The sequence below is a fragment of the Spirillospora sp. NPDC000708 genome, from assembly GCF_040299565.1.
Classification (GTDB): domain Bacteria; phylum Actinomycetota; class Actinomycetes; order Streptosporangiales; family Streptosporangiaceae; genus Spirillospora.
The window spans coordinates 60,426-65,295 of sequence record NZ_JBEPCJ010000027.1 but is presented as its reverse complement, the minus strand read 5'-3'; the positions used below and the strand labels follow the sequence as shown (position 1 = coordinate 65,295).

The 4,870-nt window shown below is 68.6% G+C and carries 4 protein-coding genes; 3 read left to right on the top strand and 1 reads right to left on the bottom strand.

From position 1 onward, the window contains the following. Nucleotides 1-126 precede the first annotated feature (126 nt). Genes ABT299_RS20810 through ABT299_RS20800 form a run of 3 tightly spaced genes read left to right on the top strand, consistent with a single transcriptional unit; the run spans nt 127 to nt 3,779 of the window. A complete protein-coding gene (locus ABT299_RS20810) occupies nt 127-1,713 on the top strand; it encodes an MBL fold metallo-hydrolase (protein ID WP_387030002.1) in 1,587 nt (528 codons plus the stop codon). A gap of 17 nt (nt 1,714-1,730) precedes the next feature. Beyond that, nucleotides 1,731-2,531 (top strand): alpha/beta fold hydrolase, encoded by an 801-nt coding sequence (locus ABT299_RS20805; protein WP_190858216.1) that lies wholly within the window; start codon nt 1,731-1,733, stop codon nt 2,529-2,531. Nucleotides 2,532-2,567: 36 nt separating this feature from the next. Beyond that, nucleotides 2,568-3,779 carry a cytochrome P450 gene (locus ABT299_RS20800; protein WP_500251725.1) on the top strand — a complete coding sequence of 404 codons (1,212 nt, stop codon included), beginning with the start codon at nt 2,568-2,570 and terminating at the stop codon, nt 3,777-3,779. Nucleotides 3,780-3,799: 20 nt separating this feature from the next. Here the strand turns inward: ABT299_RS20800 and ABT299_RS20795 are convergent, their stop codons facing one another. Beyond that, the gene (locus tag ABT299_RS20795; protein ID WP_387029996.1) at nt 3,800-4,615 is read right to left on the bottom strand and encodes a phenylalanine 4-monooxygenase; all 816 of its coding nucleotides are present in this window, start codon (nt 4,613-4,615) and stop codon (nt 3,800-3,802) included. Between the last annotated feature and the right edge of the window lie 255 nt (nt 4,616-4,870).

Sequence of the window (4,870 nt, the reverse complement as noted above, 5' to 3'; positions counted from 1 at the left end):
CCGGAAACCGCTTCGCAACTGGTGCGGTGCCGCAGTTAAACGCTTAGTGGCCGGCCCGGGCGCGTGTGATGATATTGCCGCGTCGATCGGCGACCCGAAAGCCGTTGGTAAACGACTGGAGCGCAGATGGAGAATGAGCCGAGGTTTCTCCGGCCGAACGTCATCATCGAACCGCTGGTGGACAGGTTTTACGTTTCCCTGAACACGCTGGCGCCGGTGCAGGCGTCGATGAACCTCGCCTATCTTCAGGTGCCGATGCTGGAAGCGTATCTGCAGGCGCCGAAGGTCCATATCAACAGCAGCAGGGACCCGGAAATGAGGGGCGGATTCTTCGTCAACATCGACGAGGAGCGCAGCGGCGAGGTCCGCGACCTGCTGGCGTCGATCAAACGCGATCGGGCCGCGATGCTCCGCTTCGCCGAGGCCGTGTCCGACGCCGAGGAGATGGTGCGCCAGCAGGCGACGGGATTCGACCTGACACCGCTGTACCCGAAGCTGCCGGCGGACCTCTCCGGCCTGGTGGAGGTGGCGTACGACACCAACAACCAGGCGCAGCTCCGCTACCTCGAACCCGTCGTGTACTCCAGCGAGCTGTACGACGAGGACCGCCAGTCGGTGCAGCTGTCCATCGAGACGGGGATCGAGCGGCCGTTCATCATGAGCACGCCGCGGCTCCCGGGGCCGGACGTGCTCGACCTCCATCTCCCGTTCCGGCACCCCGGCCTGGAGGAGCTGTTCGGCGCCCGGCTCGCCCCCACGACGCTCGGCCGGCTCCGCGACGCGCTGGAGCTCGACGACGAGCAGAGCGCCTTCCTGGCCGGGCTGCTGTGCGACGCGCCGGACCTGGCGCCGAGCAGGCATGTCGACGACGGAGCGCGGATCCGCTACTTCGGGCATGCCAGCCTGGTGATGCAGACGCCCGAGGCCGCGATCGTCACCGACCCCTGGGTCAGCGCCGACAGTACGGCGGCCGGCCGCTACACCTACCGCGACCTGCCGGACCACATCGATCTCGTGCTGCTCACCCACGGGCACCAGGACCATGTCGTCCCCGAGACGCTGATGCAGCTGCGCGGCCGGGTCGGCACCGTGGTGGTGCCGCGGTCCTCGCGCGGCAACCTGAGCGACCCGTCCCTCGCGCTCTACCTGACCCGCCTCGGCCTGCCGGTGGTCGAGGTGGACGACTACGCGCAGGTGGACTTCCCCGGGGGGAGCGTCATCGCGACGCCCTTCCTGGGCGAGCACGCCGACCTGGACATCCGCGCGAAGAGCACCTACTGCGTGCGGCTGGGCGGGCGGACGGTCTTCGTCGGCGCGGACTCGTCCGGCATCGACCCCGCGCTCTACCGGAACATCCGCGCCCACGTGGGCCCGGTCGACGTCGCCTTCCTCGGGATGGAGTGCGCGGGCGCCCCGCTGACGTGGGTCTACCAGGCCCTGCTGACCCGCCCGATGACCAAGAAGATGAGCGACTCGCGGACGATGTCCGGCTCCAACGCCGAGCAGGCCGGCGCCATCGTCACCGAGCTCGGGGCCGACGAGGCCTACGTGTACGCCATGGGGGAGGAGGACTGGCTGGTCGGGCACGTGATGGCGACCAGCTACAACGAGGACTCCTTCCAGCTCAAGCAGGTGGCGGAGTTCATGAACTGGTGCGCCGACAACGGAGTCAAGGCCGACCACCTGTACGGGCAGCACGAGATCCGCTGGTAGGGAGTGTCGGGCCCGCCATGCCGTACGTGTACACCAACGGAATCCGGCTCTGCTACGAGCGGCACGGCCGCGGCGAGCGGGTGCTGCTGATCATGGGCCAGGCGGCGGCCGGGCGGGTGTGGACGATGCACCAGACACCCGCGCTGGTCGGCGCCGGCTACCAGGCCATCACCCTCGACAACCGCGGGATCCCGCCGTCCGACGTCCCCCCGGGCGCGTACTCCATCGACGATCTGGTGGCCGACACGAAAGGCGTCATCGAGGCGTTGCAGGCGGCACCGTGCCGGATCGTCGGGGCCTCGCTCGGGGCCATGATCGCGCAGGAGCTCGCGATCCGCTGGCCGCACCTCGTCCGCTGCGCGGTCCTGATATCGACGAAGTCGCGCTCCGACACGGTCCGGGCGGCGCTGGAGAGGGCGGAACGGGCGGTCCTCGCGAGCGGGACCGCGCCGCCGGCCGACCACCAGGCGGCCATGACGGCCCTGCAGATGCTCTCCCCGGCGACCTTGAACGACGACGCCGCGGTCTCGCCGTGGCTCGGGGCGTACCGGCTGGCCGCTCCGAACGGCACCGCGCCGGGCCAGGCGTGGATCGAGACCGGCGCGGACCGGCGGGCCGCCCTGCGGGCGATAACGGCTCCGTGCCGGGTGATCGCGTTCGCGGACGATCTGATCACACCGCCGCATCTGGGCGCGGAGGTGGCCGACGCCATTCCGGACTGCGATTTCGTGGAGATCGCCGGCGGCGGGCACTCGGGTTACCTGGAGCGTCCCGCCGAGGTCAACGACGCCATCATCGAATTTCTCAACAAGAACTGAGCGGGAAACACTATGGCCGATATTGCAGGCGTTGCCGTGCCGAATCTCGCGGATCCGCGGACGTTCGCCGCGCACGACATGGACGAGATCTGGCGCGGGCTGCGGGAGCGGGATCCGGTGCACTGGCATCCGGAAAGCGACTACGGCCCGGGCTTCTGGGTGGTGAGCCGTTACGCGGACGTGCTCGACGTGCTCCGCGACGACACCGTGTACACGTCGGAGAAGGGCAACGTCCTCGCCACCATGCTGAACGGGGGCGATTCGGGCGGCGGCCGGATGCTGGCCGTGTCCGACGGCGAGTACCACACCGAGCTGCGCAAGCTGCTGCTCAAGGCGTTCGCCCCGCGTGTCCTGGAACCCGTCGTGCACCGGGTCCGCCGGACCGCGCGCCGCCTGCTCGCGGAGGCGATCGAGCGGGGCGGCTGCGATGTCGCCCGGGACATCGCCTCGGTTCTGCCGCTGGAGACGATCTGCGACCTGCTGGACGTTCCGGCCGGCGACCGGCAGTACGTCTTCAAGCTGACCAAGTCGGCGCTGTCCCTGGACTACGAATCGCAGAGCGGGGAGGACCCCGCGGCGCGGCGGGAGATCCTGATCTACTTCTCCGGCCTGGTGGCGGAGCGCCGCAAGTCCCTGGGGTCGGATCCCATCAGCCTGATGGCGACCGGTGAGGTGGGCGGCAAGCGGCTCGACGACATCACGATCATCCTTAACTGCTACAGCCTCGTCATGGGCGGAGACGGGACCAACCGCCTCGCGATCATCGGCGCGGTCAAGGCGCTGATGGACAACCCGGACCAGTGGGAGGCCCTGAAGAGCGGTGCCGTGACCCCGGAGGCGGCGTGCGAGGAGGTGCTCCGCTGGACGACTCCCACGATGCACTTCGGCCGGACCGCGCTCGCGGACACGACGCTGGGCGGCAAGCGCATCGCGGCCGGCGACCTGGTCACCCTGTGGTTCGCGTCCGCCAACCGGGACGAGGCCGTGTTCCCCGATCCGGGCCGGTTCGACCTCGGCAGGGCGCCGAACAAGCACGTGGCGCTCGGGTACGCCCGCCATTTCTGCCTCGGCGGCTACCTGGGACGGGCGGAGATAACGGCGGTGCTGGACGCGTTGCGCGTCGCGGCCGTCGGCATGCGGCAGACGGCGCCGGAGCGTTATCTCTATTCCAATTTCCTGCAGGGCATGAGCAGCCTGCAGATAGAGCTCGGTGGCGACGCCGCCGCATTGGCCGATCCGGACGAGTGAAACGGCGCGGTCGGGCGCGGTCAGGCGCCGGCGCTCAGCAGGTCGCCGAGGAAAGCGCGGATCTCGCGGGCGAGAACGTCGATGGAGTCCACGACGAACAGCACATGCTGGTACTGGTAGATGTCGTACGGCTGGCGCAGCATCTTGTCGATGGAGAACTGCGTCAGGCTGACCTCGTCCATGCCTTCCAGTTCGCCGGCCGAGGAGAGGAGCGCCGCACCGTAGGCGCGCAGGTTTCCCGATTCCCGGACGAGGCCGGTCTCCATCGTGAACCAGAAGACCTTGCTGATCTGATCGATCTGCTCGCCGGTCCGGGCCCGCGAGACCGCCTCGCCGAAGAGCCGGTAGAGGTCGGCGAAGAGGGGGTCGGTGAGCATGACGGCATGGCCGACGAGTTCGTGCAGGACGTCGGGGTCGGGACTGTAGAACGGCACCGCGGGGCAGCGCATGTACATGGTGCTGTAGAAGTAGCTGTCGGTGAAGCCGCAGTAGAAGTCCTTGGGCGGGACGAGGTCTCCGGCCGGGAGCAGCTGGAAGCCCGTGTGGTCGCGGAGCTCGTCGGAGACGGCCTGCAGGTCGGGGACGCGGTCCAGCGGGAGCACCAGGCGGTCCGCCGCCTGGATGTAGCGGTGGCAGGCGGTCGTGGGATGGATCTTGTGGAGCCGGCTGATCACCGTCTCCCAGAGGGCGTTCTCCTCCGCGTCGTAGGTCACCTTCGGCAGGCGGGCGCCGGGCCGGTGCCCCGAGATCCGCTTCTTGATGTCCTCGCGCCGGTCCGCGCAGCGGCCGTCGATCTTGCCGTAACCTTCGGAGATGTGCATTAATTCGTCAGGCATACGCTTCTCGTTTCTGTTGGCGGCGCCTGTCGGATAAGCCGCCGATATTGGCGGCGTCCGCATCTTTGGCGGCGATTGGCGCGGTGCGGTGGGCCGAGCGTATACCGGGTGCGCCGGCCCCGAGGTGTTCAACGTGTGCCATGCCGCAGACAAACGGCCGGCGCGTTTCGATATAACGTCATTTGGACTATGGTCGCCATGGCACTATGACCTGCCGGAACGGATACCGCACAGACCGGAATCGGTTTCGCTACT